Annotated in this window: 13 protein-coding genes; 5 read left to right on the top strand and 8 right to left on the bottom strand. The window is 71.2% G+C overall.

The window, feature by feature from the left end:
- Positions 1–11: 11 nt before the first annotated feature.
- The 7 genes from AC0682_RS10945 to AC0682_RS10915 all read right to left on the bottom strand — a co-directional run bounded on the left by AC0682_RS10945 (position 12) and on the right by AC0682_RS10915 (position 7,834).
- Positions 12–1,250, bottom strand: coding sequence for an acyltransferase family protein (locus AC0682_RS10945; protein ID WP_478532267.1), 1,239 nt, complete (start codon positions 1,248–1,250; stop codon positions 12–14).
- Positions 1,247–2,305 (bottom strand): alpha/beta hydrolase, encoded by a 1,059-nt coding sequence (locus tag AC0682_RS10940; RefSeq protein WP_478532265.1) that lies wholly within the window; start codon positions 2,303–2,305, stop codon positions 1,247–1,249. The genes AC0682_RS10945 and AC0682_RS10940 overlap by 4 nt, the downstream gene beginning before the upstream one ends.
- Positions 2,306–2,553: 248 nt before the next feature.
- Positions 2,554–3,243: a response regulator gene (locus tag AC0682_RS10935; RefSeq protein ID WP_478532263.1), complete on the bottom strand. Its 690-nt coding sequence runs from the start codon at positions 3,241–3,243 to the stop codon at positions 2,554–2,556.
- Complete coding sequence (locus AC0682_RS10930; RefSeq protein WP_478532261.1) at positions 3,240–4,583, bottom strand: sensor histidine kinase; 1,344 nt, start codon at positions 4,581–4,583, stop codon at positions 3,240–3,242. Before AC0682_RS10930 ends, AC0682_RS10935 begins: the two co-directional genes overlap by 4 nt.
- A gap of 301 nt (positions 4,584–4,884) precedes the next feature.
- Positions 4,885–5,751, bottom strand: a complete 867-nt coding sequence (locus AC0682_RS10925; RefSeq protein ID WP_478532260.1) for a DUF4429 domain-containing protein — start codon at positions 5,749–5,751, stop codon at positions 4,885–4,887.
- Between the two features lie 77 nt (positions 5,752–5,828).
- Positions 5,829–7,046: an alpha/beta hydrolase gene (locus tag AC0682_RS10920; RefSeq protein ID WP_478532259.1), complete on the bottom strand. Its 1,218-nt coding sequence runs from the start codon at positions 7,044–7,046 to the stop codon at positions 5,829–5,831.
- A gap of 92 nt (positions 7,047–7,138) precedes the next feature.
- Positions 7,139–7,834: a TetR family transcriptional regulator gene (locus AC0682_RS10915; protein ID WP_478532258.1), complete on the bottom strand. Its 696-nt coding sequence runs from the start codon at positions 7,832–7,834 to the stop codon at positions 7,139–7,141.
- Positions 7,835–7,949: 115 nt separating this feature from the next.
- Between AC0682_RS10915 and AC0682_RS10910 the strand changes: the two genes are divergently transcribed.
- Both AC0682_RS10910 and AC0682_RS10905 read left to right on the top strand, forming a co-directional pair.
- Positions 7,950–9,569 (top strand): MFS transporter, encoded by a 1,620-nt coding sequence (locus AC0682_RS10910; protein ID WP_478532256.1) that lies wholly within the window; start codon positions 7,950–7,952, stop codon positions 9,567–9,569.
- 275 nt (positions 9,570–9,844) lie between these two features.
- Positions 9,845–10,315, top strand: coding sequence for a peptidase inhibitor family I36 protein (locus tag AC0682_RS10905; protein ID WP_478532328.1), 471 nt, complete (start codon positions 9,845–9,847; stop codon positions 10,313–10,315).
- 108 nt (positions 10,316–10,423) lie between these two features.
- Here the strand turns inward: AC0682_RS10905 and aceE are convergent, their stop codons facing one another.
- Positions 10,424–13,156, bottom strand: a complete 2,733-nt coding sequence (aceE, locus tag AC0682_RS10900) for a pyruvate dehydrogenase (acetyl-transferring), homodimeric type (protein WP_478532254.1) — start codon at positions 13,154–13,156, stop codon at positions 10,424–10,426.
- A gap of 507 nt (positions 13,157–13,663) precedes the next feature.
- Here aceE and AC0682_RS10895 point away from each other — a divergent pair.
- From AC0682_RS10895 to AC0682_RS10885, 3 genes are all read left to right on the top strand, one after another.
- The gene (locus tag AC0682_RS10895) at positions 13,664–14,101 is read left to right on the top strand and encodes a DUF3052 domain-containing protein (protein ID WP_018486931.1); all 438 of its coding nucleotides are present in this window, start codon (positions 13,664–13,666) and stop codon (positions 14,099–14,101) included.
- A 169-nt stretch (positions 14,102–14,270) separates the two neighbouring features.
- The gene (locus AC0682_RS10890; protein ID WP_254812636.1) at positions 14,271–14,729 is read left to right on the top strand and encodes a peroxiredoxin; all 459 of its coding nucleotides are present in this window, start codon (positions 14,271–14,273) and stop codon (positions 14,727–14,729) included.
- Between the two features lie 136 nt (positions 14,730–14,865).
- The gene (locus tag AC0682_RS10885; RefSeq protein ID WP_028415393.1) at positions 14,866–15,441 is read left to right on the top strand and encodes a TerD family protein; all 576 of its coding nucleotides are present in this window, start codon (positions 14,866–14,868) and stop codon (positions 15,439–15,441) included.
- Positions 15,442–15,622: the final 181 nt, after the last annotated feature.

The following is a 15,622-nucleotide window of genomic DNA, read 5'->3' as shown; positions in this document are numbered from 1 at the left end:
CCCCGCCCCCCTCACGCCAGCCCCAGTGCGAAGACCGCGAACCCCGCCGCGAGCAGCCCCGCCACCACGCGGCGGGCGTTCGCGGCGCGGGTGCCCGTCTGCCACGGGGCGTCGAAGCGGCGCGCATACCGGGCGATCAGCACCAGCAGCCCCGTGAACACGGGCAGCCATGCCAGCCGGGCCAGGATCCAGCCGACCGTGTCCGGCCCGGTCGTCAGCCCCGCCACCGTCGTGTCCATGAGCGAGACCGGTACGGCTGCCGCCAGCATCGCGCTCTGGTGCCAGCACAGGATCGTCATCGCGGACAGGTTGACCGCCACGACCGGCGCCCACAGCAGCGGTCGGCGCAGCAACCGCCCGAGCCGCTCCCGTATCAGCATCGCCGCCCCGCTCTGGGCCGCCGCCAACGCCACCACCAGCAGCGACGGCGGATGGGAGTTGGTCCGCACCTCGCCGGGCACGCCGACCATCGACGCCGGGTAGTGGAAGACCAGCAGGAGTACGGCGAAGAGCACCGCACCTCCGAGCAGCAGCAGCCGCGCTCCCCGCTTCCCGACCCGGCCCTCGCCCCACGCGACGCCGAGCAGGTAGGCGAAGAGCCAGCCGGGCAGCAGGTTGGCCAGGCTCAGCCAGGACGGCATCCCGCCCGCGAGCGGCCCGTACCGCAGGAAGTCCACCACCGCGACCGACCCCAGCAGCGGCAGAGCCGCCCACCCGCCGAACCGTCGCGCCAGGCGGACGCAGAGCGGGGTGAGCGCGGTGACCACGGTGTACACCCCGACGAACCAGAGCGGCTGGATCACCAGCGTCGACCCCGTACGCAGGGTGTCGCCCGGCACGCCGAGCCAGGACAGGACTGCCAGCAGCACCGCCCACACGGCCGCCACCCCGAGCACGGGTCTGCCGAGCCGGACCAGCCGCCCGCGCAGCCAGTCGGCCGTCGTCGACGGCCGACGGTGGTAGGAGAGGACCGAGGCGTACCCGCCGACGAGGAAGAAGATTCCGAGCATCTGGAGCACCCAGCTGAACGGGGCGAGGGCACCGAACGTGGCGAGCGGACTCGCGTTGTGCAGCCCGTCCGCGTCGAGCCGGAAGCCGCCGAGCATCCAGTGGCCGAGCGGCACGGCGACCAGTGCGAGCGCGCGCAGCCCGTCGATCGCCCGGTCCCGGTGGGCTGGGGTGGCGGCCTCGACCCGGGTGGCGAGCCGGTGCGCGCGCGTCTGCGTGAGCGTGTGCGTGTGCGTCGTCATCGGGCCGCACCCTCCGCCGAGGACCCCCGGGCGATCGAAGCGAAGACCCGCAGCGACTCCGTACCCGGGGCGAAGTACCCCGTGTGCCCCTCGGCGTCGTAGGCGGGTATGCGGCGGGCCCCGAACGCCGGGTCGGTGGGGTCGGTGCCGTGGCCCAGCCCGGCGAACCGCACGCTCGGCACGTCGTCGATCCAGTCGTCCGGGGCCTTCGCCGCCCACACCCGGGCCCGCGTCCGCAGCGCGTCCACGTTGTCGGCCCGCATGCCGGGGGAGCCGAGGACCACCAGGTCGGTGGCGGGCAGGCGGTGGGCGGCGAGCCCGCAGACGACCGAGCCGTAACTGTGGCAGAACACGGCCGGTTCGGGCAGCCCGTCGGCGATCAGCCCCTCGGTGAACCGCTCCAGCCGCCCGGCCCCCGCCTCCGCGAGCCGCCCGGTCGCGGCGTCGATGCCGACGCCGACGGGGGTGGTGTATCCGGCCCAGGCGATGACGGCGGTGCTCGGACCGGCCGCCGCGTGCAGGGTCCTGGCCACACCGGGCGGGGCCCCGTGGGCGGCGGCCTTCCGGTCGAAGGTCCCGGCGTCGTTGTCGGAGCCGGGCACCACCACCGAGACCCGGCGCGCGGTGCGCAGCTCCCCGAAGACCTCGGCGACCTGGCCGCGCCCGCGGGGATCGAAGGCGAGGATCTGCCGACCGGGCGCGGCGAGCGAGCGGTAGCGGGGATCGTCGGCAGCTGCCAGCGCGAGGGAGTTGGCGCGGTAGCGCAGCTCCAGGGGTGCGCCGTCGAGGTTGCCGACGACGGACGGATGCCGTACGAGAAGGAGTTGACGCTCCTGGTCGCTCAACCCGGCGAAGAAGGACGCCACTTCGGCGGGGGTCGAGTGCTCCGGATCCGGCAGCTCACCGCCCGGCGTCCGGTCCGCCCGCCAGGACGCGCTGCCGGGCGGCGGACCGGTCAGTGCCTGCTGCGCATCCCCCGAAACCCAGCCCGCCGTCCCCGTCACCACGCTGGCGGCCAGTGCCAGTGCGGCCACGGTCCTCGCGTATCGGCGCATCGTGCCCTCCCTCTCTGCCGTCGCACCGATCGGTGCGACCGGGAGGAAGGTAGGAAGAGGGCGGGTGAGGGGGCGTCACACCGGGGAGCCAACTCCGGTCTACTACCGGGGTACTCCAGGGTGCTACCGGGGTAGGGGGTGGAGTGGATCCCGGACAGTGGATCCCGGACAGTGGATCCCGGACCGGAACCCATGCTCGGGCGTCCCCTACCGGCCCGGAGCTACGCCCGCGCGTTGCCGGCCCGGGGCTACGCCCGCGCGTCGCCCGGAGTCACCAGCCCCGACTCGTACGCGAAGATCACCGCCTGCGCCCGGTCCCGCAGGTCCAGCTTGGCCAGCACACGGCCGATGTGCGTCTTCACGGTCTGCTCGGCCAGCACCAGCCGCTCCGCGATCTCCTGGTTCGACAGGCCCCGGGCGATCAGCTCCAGCACCTCTCTCTCGCGCGGCGTCAGCCCGTTGAGCCGCAGCGCCTGCTTGCCGCGCGTCACCGCCGAAGGCCGCTGTGCCGCGAAGTCCGCGATCAGGCGCCGGGTCACGGAGGGCGCCAGCAGGGCGTCGCCCGCTGCCACCACCCGTACCGCCGCGATCAGATCGGTCGGCGGGGCGTCCTTCAGCAGGAACCCGGAGGCACCCGCGCGAAGGGCCTCGTACACATAGTCGTCCACGTCGAACGTGGTCAGCATCAGCACCTTCGGGCGGTGCACCACACCCACCGGAGGGCTCAACAGCTCGCGTGCGGCGGCCAGTCCGTCCATCTCCGGCATCCGGACGTCCATCAGGACCACGTCCGGGTGCTGGTGACGGCTGACCTCCACGCCCCGCCGGCCGTCCGCCGCCTCGCCCACCACATCGATGTCGCTCTGCGCGGACAGCAGCGCCGCGAACCCGGCCCGCACCATGGCCTGGTCGTCGACGATGATCACGCGGATGGTCACAGATCCTCCGAAGGGGGTGGAGCGGGCGGGGTCGCGGCCGGTGGAGCGGCCGGGGGCAGCGGTATCCGGGCCGCGACCCGGAACCCGCCGTCCGGCAGCGGGCCGACGTCCAGCGTGCCGCCGGTCAACCGTACGCGCTCCCGCATCCCGACCAGGCCGTGCCCGGTCCCGCTCGTCTCCAGCGGTGAACTGCGACTGGCGGCGCGCCCGTTGACGACGAGTACGACGAGGTGGTCGATGTCCCTCGCGACGAGGACCCGGGTGTGGGCCCCCGGCGCGTGCCGCACCACGTTGGCCAGCGCCTCCTGCACGATCCGGTACGCCGACAGGTCGACGGCCGACGACACCTCGCCCAACTCCTTGGAGAGCGACAGTTCCACGGGCAGCCCCGCCCGCACCGTCGCCTCCACCAGCTGCTGGAGCCGGTCCAGGCCCGGCTGCGGAGCCCGGTCCCCCTCCGTACCGTCGCTCCGCAGCACCGACAGCAGTCGCCGCATCTCGCCGAGCGACTCCCGCGCTGCCGCCGCGATCGCCGCGAACTCCTCCTCGGCGGCCTTCGGCAGCCCGTCGATCCGATACGGGGCGGAGTCCGCCTGCACGGTGATCACCGACATGTGGTGGGCGACCACGTCGTGCAGCTCGCGCGCGATCCGGGTCCGCTCCTCCAGCAGTGTGCGCTGCGCCCGCTCGGCCTCGCTGATCGTCTCCTGCTCGGCGAGCCGGCGCTGCGCCACACCCCGCTCCCGTACCGCCCCGCCGATCACCAGCACCACCGCGCCGAGGATGGTCAGCAGCAGGGCGCTCCCACTGCCGCGCTCCGGGGCGATCAGATGCAGTGCGGCTCCGGCGGCGCCCGTCACCGCCCAGACGGCGATCACGGTCCGCCGTGTCTCGCGGAGCCCGAGCGCCAGCAGCAGGAAGAGATAGGCGACGATCACCGGCGGGGTCCACGGCCAGTTGTCGTGCCGACCGGCGGGTTGCGCCAGCAGCACCAGCGCCCCCAGGACATCGGCGGGGAAGATGATCCACCACGCCTGGAGGGGGCGGTGGGCCAGCATCAGCAGCGGCGCCGCCTGCGCCACGCCGAGCGCCCCGGCGAGCGCGCCCGGCACGCCGTACTGCGAGGTCAGGACCGTGATGGTGACCGGGATGAAGGTCGCGGTCAGCGCGAGGACGACGACGTACGGGAGCAGCCGCTGCCACAGTTTCGGGGCACCGGCCAGCAACGGCGTGGAGGGATGGGAGGCGTGGGACAGCCCGTGGGCCAGCTCGCGCAGATTGCGGCGGGCGGCGCTCAGCAGGCCGTCGGCGGGCGGCGGCTCGGTGGGGGAAGTGGACATGACCGGGCCAGCCTAGGAGGACGACCGCCACCGGCACGTCATACCAGGGTCCCGAACCAGCCCCGGCCCACCTCATACCGGGGTACGGGGTGTCGTGACCGAACGGACCCGATCCCGAACCCAGACCCGGGCCCGGACTCAAGCCCGGACCCAGACCCGGTCCCGAACCCAGACCCGGGCCCGGACTCAAGCCCGGACCCAGACCCGACCCCGGGCCCCGACCCGGATCGACCCCGAGCCCGGATACGGAGCCGCACGGGACCCCGCGCTCCGTCGGCGGTTCCGCAGGCCGGTAGGGACCTCACAGCTCCGCGAGCAGCTCCGCCTTCTTCGCGCTGTACTCATCGTCCGTCACGAGCCCCGCCCGGTGCAGCTCCCCGAGGTGGTGTATCCGCTCGGCGATGTCCGCCGGATCGCGCCGCCCGGCGTTCACCAGGACCGGGGCCGGGACGGCCGGCGCGCTCGCGGTCCGGCGTACGGATTCCAGTACGGCGGCGGCGAAGGGCAGCGACTCGTGCACCGGCCCGTAGCCGAGACCGAAGAGCACGGCCGCCGGATCCTGGTCCGCCGCGGCCCTGACCTCGGAACCGTCCCGGGGCAGCAAGCGGAGGTGGCCGTCCAGGGCCTCGGGGGAGCGCCACTCGATTCCGGCCAGTTCGCTCACCCGGTACGTCTGGTCCCCGGCCTTCCACTTCGCGCTGGAGGCCCCCGTCCAGAACCACCGGAAGGAGACTCGCTCCCCGTCGAACCCGGCCCGCCCGTCGTACGCCTTGAACTGCATCGGCGCCTCGGGCGCGGCGACCAGGAAACGGTCGGCGGGCTCGTCGGACGCGGGGCCCAGACAGGACCGCAGCTCTTGCGCGTAGTACTCCGCGAGCAGCTCCCGCTCGGCCGGAAGCACCAGGCGGTAGGGGTCGCACCCCTCCTTGAGCTGCCCCGCGGCAGCTTCCAGGAGCGGGTCGGCACCTGGTCTCGGGACGGCACGCAGCACCACCGTGTCCCGCTTGCCCGGGGTCAGCGTCACCGACGACAGCGCAGCATGCGGGATGCGGCGCTCCCGCAGGCTCTGCAAGAGCTTCGGCGTGCGGATACCCCGTTCGAAGCGGATGAGCACGGAGTCGGTGTCGAACTCCCAGGTGGCATGAATTCCGGCCAGCGCATCACCCATGTGCCTCATCGTATGCGGCACAGGCCCGCACGTCCCCCCTCGGCGTAAGTCCTCATTAATCGGTTCGTCATGCCGCTCTACGCGCGTCGGGTCTCGCGTTCACCGGAAATACCACTGCGGCATGCGCCATCGGCGCTTGCACAGCGGACCGATCCATATGCGCCGACTCCGATGGCGGCGAGGTTGCCGAGGCTCTCGGTGCCGGGTTCGAAGTAGCCGCTGTGCCCGAAGGCCCCGGCCGCGGAGACCAGCCGGGCGCCGAAGGCCGGGTCGACCGGGTCGGCGCCGTGGCCGATCCCCCCGAACTCCAGGTGCGGCACGTCCTCGATCCAGTCGTCCCGGTCCCGCATCGCCCAGATCCGGGCGTCGGTGTCCAGCCCGGCGGCGCTCTCGGTCCGCATGCCGGGGGACCCGGCGACCGCGATGTCGGCCACCCGGTGGGGTGTCTCGCCTGCGGCGAGACCGCACACCACGGAGCCGTAGCTGTGGCAGAACAGGGCGACCGTGGATGTGCCGGGCAACGCCCCCACCAGGGCGTTCAGCCGCACGGCACCCTCCGTCGCGAGCCCGCCGAGCATCGCGTCCATGCCGAGTCCGGCGGGGGCGGTGTAGTCGGCCCAGGCGATGACGGCGGTACGGGTCCCGGGGGCGGCCGCGCGCTCCGCCCCGTACAGGGACCTCGCCATGCCGACGGGGGCGGAGTTGACGCGGCGGGTCCGCTCCAGGGTCAGCAACTCGGTGTCGACGCCCGGAACGACGACGGAGACCCGCGAGGCCCGGTCCAGGTCGCCGAAGACCTCGGCGGCGCGGCCCCGGCCCGACGGGTCGAAGGCCAGGATCTGGCGGTCCTTCGCGAGCATCGACCGGAAGCGGTGCATCCGCCGGGCCGCCTCGTCGCGGCCGCGTGCCGTGAGCCCCTCGTCGTACGTGCGCCGCTGCTCCACGGCCGCCGCGCGCTTCAGAGCCAGCCGGTTGGCGTGGTAGCGCAGGGTGACCGGGGCGCCGTTCAGATTCCCCACGATCGAGGGGTGCCGGTCTGCCAGCGCGATCCGCTGCCCCGAGGTGAGCGTGGCGAAGAAGTGGGCCATCCGGTGGGCGGGCGTCCCGACCTCCGGCAGCGCACGGCCCACGGTCCGGTCCCGCGCCCAGGAGGCCAGGGCGAGTTCCCGCTCCCCCTCGGCGTGGCGGTCCCGTACGGCGGACCAGCCCGTGGTCGCCAGCATCACGAACACGACGGCCACGGCGAGCAGCGCGCGCCAGGCGGTCAGGGTGGGGGAGGAGTCGAAGGAAGTCACTGCGCCACACCCTAGGAGACGGGCGCGGACGACTGTGATCCAGGTGAGGCACATCACCCGGCCGCGTGCACGTCACTCGTCCGCGGGGCCGGTCACCCGGCTGCGCGCACGTCAGCCGGTCGCGGCACGTCGCCCTCCGGCCGACGCCAGTCGCCCGCCAGGGCCGGGACCAGTTGGTCCAGGTACTCCTCGGTGAGGTCGCGCAGGGCCTCCACGCTCGAATCGTGGCCCTGGCCCCACAGCTGCCCGGTCACCCGCATCACCCCGGAGAACGCGGCCACGGCGACCCGGGGGCGCGGGTCCCGCTCCACATCGAGCCCCTCGCGCTCCGCGATCAGCCGGGCGATCTGGTTCTCCAGGGCGACCCCGCGCCGCATGTGGGCGGCGAGCAGCGAGGGGGTCGACTCGATCATCTGGTAGGTCCGCATATGGAGGTCCACCGTGATGACCTCCTCGATCGCCTCGCCGATGCTGTTCCAGGCGCAGAGCACCGCGCCGCGCATGGCCTCGAAGGGGGCCTCGCGGGCGGGACGGCGGCGCAGCTCCGCGATGAAGCGGGACTCCACGATCTCCTGCACGGCGAAGGTGACCTCCTCCTTGCTCGTGAAGTAGCGGAAGAAGGTGCGCTGGGAGACGTCGACCGCCTCGACGATCTCGTCGACGGTGGTCCGCTCGTACCCCTGGGTGGTGAAGAGTTCGAGGGCGGCCCGCAGCAGGGCGTCACGGGTGCGCTGCTTCTTGCGCTCACGCAGTCCGGGCCGGGTCACGGCGCTCTGCCCGTGGGTCACGTATGAGTCCTCTTTCTGCTTGTTTGTCCAGGTCAGCTTACCTGTGAGCTACGCGACAGCTACTGACTACTGAAAGCGTTTGTCAACTGTCAGTGGCTGTCACTAGTCTCCGCGTATGACTAGTCAGACCACCGTCGAGAAGGCGCCGCGGGAGCCCGGGAAAGGCCCCGTACCCGCCGCGGCCAAGGGGCTTCGCGGCCACCCCTGGCTGACCCTGTTCGCCGTCGCCATCGGCGTGATGATGGTCGCGCTCGACGGCACGATCGTCGCCATCGCGAACCCCGCGATCCAGAAGGACCTCGGCGCCACGCTCGCCGACGTCCAGTGGATCACCAACGGCTATCTGCTGGCCCTCGCCGTCGCGCTGATCACCGCGGGCAAGCTCGGTGACCGCTTCGGCCACCGCCAGACCTTCCTGATCGGCATCGCGGGCTTCGCGCTCTCGTCCGCGGCGATCGGCCTCTCCGGCGAGATCGCGCTGGTCATCCTCTTCCGTGTGCTCCAGGGCCTCTTCGGCGCCCTGCTGATGCCCGCCGCGCTCGGCCTGCTGCGGGCCACCTTCCCCGCCGAGAAGCTGAACATGGCCATCGGTATCTGGGGCATGGTCATCGGTGCGTCCACCGCGGGCGGCCCCATCGTCGGCGGTCTGCTCGTCGAGCACGTCAGCTGGCAGTCGGTCTTCTTCATCAACGTGCCGGTGGGCATCGTCGCGCTCGTCTTCGGCCTGGTGATCCTCAAGGACCACCGCGCCGCCAACGCGCCGCGCTCCTTCGACATCTTCGGCATCCTGCTGCTCTCCGGCGCGATGTTCTCCCTCATCTGGGGCATCATCAAGGCCGGTGAGTCCTGGGGCTGGGGCGGTGTCTGGACGTGGGTCTTCCTCGGCCTCGCACTCGTGCTCTTCCTCGCCTTCGGCGTCTGGCAGACGCAGGTGCGCGAGCCGCTCGTCCCGCTGACGATGTTCCGCTCCATCCCGTTGACGGCCGGCACCATCCTCATGGTGCTGATGGCGTTCGCCTTCATGGGCGGCCTGTTCTTCGTGACGTTCTTCCTTCAGGGTGTCCACGGCCTCAGCCCGGTCGACAGCGGGCTGCACCTGTTGCCGCTGACCGCCATGATGATCGTCTCCTCGCCGGTCGCCGGTCTGCTCATCACCAGGTTCGGCCCCCGCGTCCCGCTGGTCGGCGGCATGGTCTGCACGGCCACCGCCATGTTCGGCATGACGACGCTCAGCGAGTCCACCGGAACGTTCACCATGTCCCTCTGGTTCGCCCTGCTCGGCTGCGGCCTCGCCCCGGTCATGGTCGGCGCCACCGAGGTCATCGTCGGCAACGCGCCACTGGAGCTGTCCGGGGTGGCCGGTGGCCTCCAGCAGGCCGCCATGCAGGTCGGCGGCGCGCTCGGCACCGCCGTGCTCGGCGCGGTCATGTCCTCCAAGGTCAGCTCCGACTTCGCCGGCAACTGGTCGGACGCGGGCCTGCCCGGCACGCCCGACCCGGCTCTGGAGAGGGCCGCCGAGTTCGGCATGGTCCCGGTCGAGGCGATCTCCGCGGCCCCCGGTATGACGCCGGAGGCCGTGGGTGCGATCGGCAAGGTCATCCACGACACGTTCATGTCCGGCATGGGGCTGGCCTTCACCGTAGCGGGCGTCGTCGCCGTCATCGCGGCCGGTGTCGCCACGTTGACGAAGCGAGGCGAGAACGCCGAGGCGGGCGCCGGAGTGGGCCACATCTAGGAAGCGCACCCGGTACGGGGGTTCACCCCCGTACGCCGTCAACACAGCACACGCGACAGCCCTGCCGAACCCTTTCGGCGGGGCTGTCGCCTATCAGGGTGGCGTGGCCCGTCCGCTCTTCCCCACCCGCCGCCGCGCTGGTCAGGGTGGTCAGGACAGCGCAGCCGCCGACGACCGGCGGCGCGCACGACCACGGGGGTTGATCCACCATGCGCACGATCCGTACCGACCGCACTTCCCGCACCAGCGGCACAGCACGCACGCCCCGCACCGGCATGTCCCGCACCTCTCGCACCGCCCGTCCCAGCCGCACCTCCCGGACGCTCCGCACCTCCCGGACGACCGCTCTCGCCGCGGGCCTGGCCGTCACGGCACTCACCGCGCTCGTCCCGCAGGCGCAGGCACAGGCGTTCGCCCAGGACCGCTCCCTGGCGCGCAGCACGCACCCGGCCCCGGACACCAGGCTCGGCACCTGCGAGGCGGGGAGGCTCTGCCTCTGGAAGAAGCCCGACTTCGCCGGCGCCCGGCAGACGTACGAACTCTCCACCGTCGACATCGAGAGCTGCACCCCGCTGCCCAAGGGCGCCGACGCCCAGTCCCTCGCCAACCGCACCGGACGGCCCGTCACCACCTACCAGTCGGCCGAGTGCCGGGAGACGGGCGAGTTCGAGACGTACCCGGGCGGCGGGACCTGGGTGCCCCGCACCCCCTACCAGGTACGCGCGTTCAAGATCTGGGAGAACTAGAGCCTGCCGTCCGGGTCGGGCCGGACAGGGTGCGGGTGCCCGGACACGCCGAAGGGCGGCGGCGCACCCGCGCCACCGCCCCTCGGGCCGCGTACAGCAGCTCTGCGGTTACGCGTCGCCACCCGCCGCACCCGGATCGGCCGCGGCCACATCCAGGAGGTCGTAGCGGTCCAGTGCCGTCTTCAGGGCCGACCGGTCGATCTTGCCGTCCTTCGCCAACTCCGTGAGTACCGCGAGGACGATCGACTGGGCGTCGATGTGGAAGAACCGGCGCGCCGCGCCCCGCGTGTCCGCGAAGCCGAAGCCGTCGGCGCCCAGCGACTGGTACGTCCCCGGCACCCAGCGCGCGATCTGGTCCGGCACCGAGCGCATCCAGTCCGAGACCGCCACGAACGGCCCCTCGGCCCCGTCCAGCTTGCGCGTCACATACGGAACGCGCTGCTCCTCCTCCGGGTGGAGCAGGTTGTACCGCTCGACATCCACGGCCTCGCGCCGCAGCTCGTTCCAGGAGGTGGCCGACCAGATGTCCGCCTTGACGTTCCACTCCTCGGCGAGGATCTTCTGCGCCTCGACGGCCCACGGGACCGCCACACCGGACGCGAGGATCTGCGCCGGGATCTCGCCCGCCTCGCCCCGCTTGAACCGGTAGACACCCTTGAGGATGCCCTCCACGTCCACGTTCTCCGGCTCGGCCGGGTGCTGGATCGGCTCGTTGTAGACGGTGAGGTAGTAGAAGACGTCCTCGTTCGCCTCGCCGTACATCCGGCGGAGCCCGTCCTGCATGATGTGCGCGATCTCGTACCCGAAGGCCGGGTCGTAGGAGACGCAGGCCGGGTTGGTCGAGGCGAGCAGCTGCGAGTGGCCGTCCGCGTGCTGGAGGCCCTCACCGGTCAGCGTCGTACGCCCGGCGGTCGCGCCCAGCACGAAACCGCGCGAGAGCTGGTCGGCCATCTGCCAGAACTGGTCGCCGGTGCGCTGGAACCCGAACATCGAGTAGAAGACGTACACCGGGATCAGCGGCTCGCCGTGCGTCGCGTACGCCGAACCGGCGGCGATCAGCGAGGCCGTACAGCCCGCCTCGGAGATGCCGTCGTGCAGCATCTGACCGGTCGGGGACTCCTTGTACGCGAGCAGCAGATCGCGGTCGACCGCCTCGTACTGCTGGCCCAGCGGGTTGTAGATCTTCGCGCTCGGGAAGAACGCGTCCATGCCGAACGTGCGGTACTCGTCGGGGGCGATCAGCACGAAACGCTTGCCGATCTCCTTGTCCCGCATGAGGTCCTTCAGGATGCGGACGAACGCCATGGTGGTGGCGATCGACTGCGAACCCGAACCCTTCTTCGCAGCCGCGTACGTCTTCTCCTCGGGCTGCGGCAGGGGCTTCGCACGCACCACCCGGGTCGGCACGTAGCCGCCCAGACTGTTGCGGCGGTCGTGCATGTACTGGATCTCCTCCGAGTCGCGACCCGGGTGGTAGTAGGGCGGGTAGCCCTCGTCCAGCTGCTTGTCGGTGATCGGGATGTGCAGCCGGTCCCGGAAGCGCTTGAGGTCCTCGACCGTGAGCTTCTTCATCTGGTGGGTCGCGTTGCGGCCCTCGAAGTTCGGCCCCAGCGTCCAGCCCTTGACCGTCTGCGCCAGGATCACGGTGGGCTGGCCCTTGTGCGCCTTGGCCGCCGCGTAGGCCGCGTACACCTTGCGGTGGTCGTGGCCGCCGCGCCCCAGGTGCAGGATCTGCTGGTCGGTCATGTCCTTGACCATGTCCCGCAGCCGCGGGTCGTCACCGAAGAAGTGCTCCCGGATGTACGCGCCGGTCTCGGTGGCGTACGTCTGGAACTGCCCGTCCGGCGTGGTGTTCAGCTTGTTGACCAGGATGCCCGTGCGGTCCTGCGCCAGCAGCGGGTCCCAGGAGCGGTCCCAGACCAGCTTGATGACGTTCCATCCGGCGCCCCGGAACTGCGACTCCAGCTCCTGGATGATCTTCCCGTTGCCGCGCACCGGGCCGTCGAGGCGCTGGAGGTTGCAGTTGACGACGAAGGTCAGGTTGTCCAGGCCCTCACGGGCGGCGATGGAGAGCTGCCCCAGCGACTCGGGCTCGTCCATCTCGCCGTCGCCCAGATACGCCCAGACGTGCGACTTGGAGGTGTCGGCGATCCCGCGCGCCTCCATGTAGCGGTTCATCCGCGCCTGGTAGATCGCGCCGAGCGGGCCGAGGCCCATCGAGACGGTCGGGAACTCCCAGAAGTCCGGCATCAGCCGCGGGTGCGGGTAGCTGGACAGCCCGTTCGGCGCCTTCGACTTCTCCTGGCGGAACGCGTCGAGCTGGGCCTCGCTCAGCCGGTCCAGCAGGAACGCGCGGGCGTAGATCCCGGGGGAGGCGTGCCCCTGGAAGAAGATCTGGTCGCCGCCGTCGCCGTGGTCCTTGCCCCGGAAGAAGTGGTTGAAGCCCACGTCGTACAGCGAGGCGGAGGAGGCGAAGGTGGCGATGTGGCCGCCGACACCGATCCCGGGACGCTGCGCCCGCGAGACCATCACGGCCGCGTTCCAGCGGGTCGCGTTGAGGACCTTGCGCTCGATCTCCTCGTCGCCGGGGAAGAACGGCTCGTCCTTCGTGGCGATCGTGTTCACGTAGTCCGTGCTGCGCATCTCCGGCACGGCGACACGCTTCTCCCGCGCGCGCTCGATGAGCCGGAGCATCAGATAGCGGGCCCGCTCACGGCCTCGCTCGTCGACGGCGGCGTCGAGGGAGTCGAGCCACTCCTGGGTCTCCTCCGGATCAAAATCCGGGACCTGGCTCGGAAGGCCGCCAATGATGATCGGGTTGCGATCGGATCCGGAAGCCACGCTGTTCCTTCGCTGTTCGGTGGTGCTCTGCGGGATCTGTTACGGGAAACGTACCCCCGGGACAACTGTGTGTGCGCCGCCTCCATCGTGCTACCGCGAAGGCCCGAACGTCATCTCTACCGTGGGGTAACCCCGAGGCCGCGAAAATTCTCCGGCAGGGCACGAGTATGGGCGCCACGCGGCTGGGTACGGGCAAACCGCAACCTTACGCCCAACCCGTCCAAGCGTTCCCAAAGGCCGTTCGAATCCGATTGGCGGAGCGAAACGGCATAAGCTGAGGAAGGACGTAAACGGATGGGGCGACCTCGTGGAGCCCCGGAGGGACCGGTCCAGGCCCCGGAGGAGACATGCCGGAGCCTGCGGTGACGTGGCAGGGAACGTCACCGTTTAGGCGGTCTCGCACGCCGGGTACTTGCGCGATTCGCCGGGCCCGTGTGGACTACGGCCTACGCCCCGCGCACGCGCGAGGCAGCAGCATTTTCCGAAGACATGATCAGGAGGCATCCCGTGAGCGCGACCGCGGACCACGCGGAGGAGCGGACCAACCCGGCGGCACGCCTGGGGTTCGAGCCCGGACAGGTGGTCCAGGAGATCGGCTACGACGACGACGTCGAGCTGGAGCTCCGTGAGGGCATTGAGGCCACTACCGGCCAGGAACTCGTCGACGAGGAGTACGACGACGTCGCTGACGTCGTGCTGCTCTGGTTCCGCGACGAGGACGGCGACCTTACGGACGCGCTGGTGGATGCCATCGGTCTGCTCGAGGACGGCGGTACGGTCTGGCTGATGACGCCGAAGACCGGCCGTGACGGATACGTCGAGCCGAGCGACATCAATGAGGCTGCCCAGACGGCCGGTCTCGCCCAGACCAAGAGCATCAGCGCGGGCAAGGACTGGACGGGCAGCCGTCTGGCCACCCCCAAGGGGGCCAAGGCCAAGCGCTGAACGACTCGCAGGACCACCCGGGGCCCCCGGCCGCGCCCAGGCGCCGCCGGGGGCCTTCGTCCACGCCCGTACGGCCGTGCGTAGGGTGGGTGTCACCCGGACGGACGGGCCTCCCAGGCCCGGGCGGCGGGACGTGAGAAGCGGGAAGCGGCGAAGGGAAGCGTGTTCCATGGCGATCGAGGTCGGCACCCAGGCCCCGGATTTCGAACTCAAGGACAACCACGGCCGGACCGTGCGGCTCTCCGACTTCCGGGGTCGGAAGAACGTGGTGCTGCTCTTCTACCCGTTCGCCTTCACCGGCGTCTGCACGGGTGAGCTGTGCGCGCTCCGCGACGAGCTGCCCCGCTTCGAGAACGACGACACCCAGCTGCTCGCCGTCTCCAACGACTCCATCCACACCCTGCGCGTCTTCGCCGAGCAGGAGGGCCTCGAATACCCGCTGCTCTCCGACTTCTGGCCACACGGCGAGGCCTCGCGGGCCTACGGGGTCCTCGACGAGGACAAGGGGTGCGCGGTGCGCGGCACCTTCATCATCGACAAGGACGGCACCGTCCGCTGGAGCGTGGTCAACGGGCTGCCGGACGCGCGTGACCTGAAGGACTACATCAGGGCGCTCGAAGCGCTCTGAGGCGATCTTCCGGTGGCGCCCGGCCAAAAGCCCGTTCGGCCGGGAACGGTCACTAGGATCCAATCGTTGATCCGATGCCAACGAACGACGGGGACGCTGGTGTCTGCCGGCCCCTGAGAAAACTACTGGAGGACTCGTGGGAGTCAGCCTCAGCAAGGGCGGCAACGTCTCGCTGACCAAGGCCGCGCCCAACCTGACCGCGGTCATCGTCGGTCTGGGCTGGGACGCCCGCACCACCACCGGCGGTGACTTCGACCTCGACGCCAGCGCGCTGCTGACGAACACCGAGGGCAAGGTCGCGACGGACGGCAATTTCGTCTTCTTCAACAACCTGAAGAGCCCCGACGGCTCCGTCGAGCACACCGGCGACAACCTCACCGGTGAGGGCGAGGGCGACGACGAGGTCATCAAGGTGAACCTCGCCGGTGTCCCGGCCGACGTCGACAAGATCGTCTTCCCGGTCTCGATCTACGAGGCCGAGAGCCGTCAGCAGAGCTTCGGCCAGGTCCGCAACGCGTACATCCGCGTGGTGAACCAGGCCGACAACACCGAGCTGGCCCGCTACGACCTGAGCGAGGACGCCTCCACGGAGACCGCCATGGTCTTCGGCGAGCTGTACCGCAACGGTGCCGAGTGGAAGTTCCGCGCCATCGGCCAGGGCTACGCGTCGGGTCTGCGCGGCATCGCGCAGGACTTCGGCGTCAACGTCTGAGGCCGCCGGTCACTCCGGTGACCGCGAACGCGCGGCGTTCACGCGGCATCGAGCAGCGCTGAGCGCATGGCCTTCGCGCAGTGCCGAGCGCGCGGCGCTCACCGCACCACCCCGTCCGGCGCCGCACCCCCGGTGGCTCTGGGAGGGTTTCACACCCGGGGTTTGGAGGCCCCCAGGACGG

The organism is Streptomyces sp. NPDC043746, from assembly GCF_056436485.1.
This window is presented reverse-complemented; position numbering and strand designations above follow the sequence as displayed.